Origin of the sequence: Bartonella sp. AA83SXKL, from assembly GCF_042196965.1 — a bacterium.
Classification (GTDB): domain Bacteria; phylum Pseudomonadota; class Alphaproteobacteria; order Rhizobiales; family Rhizobiaceae; genus Bartonella.
Genome location: NZ_JBHIRG010000072.1, coordinates 1,865 through 2,316 on the forward strand (window position 1 = coordinate 1,865; position 452 = coordinate 2,316).

A 452-nucleotide genomic window follows, 5' to 3' on the forward strand; every position below is an offset into this window, starting at 1 on the left:
CCACTTTGGAATAGCAAAGAAGGAACTTATGGTACGGTAACTTTAAAAGATGGATCAGTCTATAAGGCATTTACTTGGGAATTTGAGCCTGTCTATGATCAAAAGTCTGTAAAACGGTATCGATGGGATAACTGGTCGCATATGACAGAGAAGACTGTCACGCAGACGTTTTCGCATAAACCTGTGGTTCAGGGGATGATTCAGTCTACGGGTGATCTTATTATTCACGCTGATAACATTGAGAATCATTATAGCATCATGAGAGCTGGGGGCAATGCGGATATCTATGCGAGTGTGCTGACCAATGTAGGGGCAACAGCTTATAAAAACACCTATCTAAGCTGTAAGGCAGGTACGGATAATTGTTATGCCTATAATTCCGATGGCAGCCGTGATGTTTCTTTAGATATAGCCAATGGCACGTTTCGTCAGACTGGCTCAGAAGTTCTCGA

At 42.7% G+C, this 452-nt stretch carries 1 protein-coding gene; it reads left to right on the forward strand.

Going from position 1 to position 452, the window contains the following annotated elements:
- Window positions 1-452: hypothetical protein (locus ACFINO_RS09615; protein WP_375655589.1), on the forward strand; the 452-nt coding region annotated here is incomplete at both ends.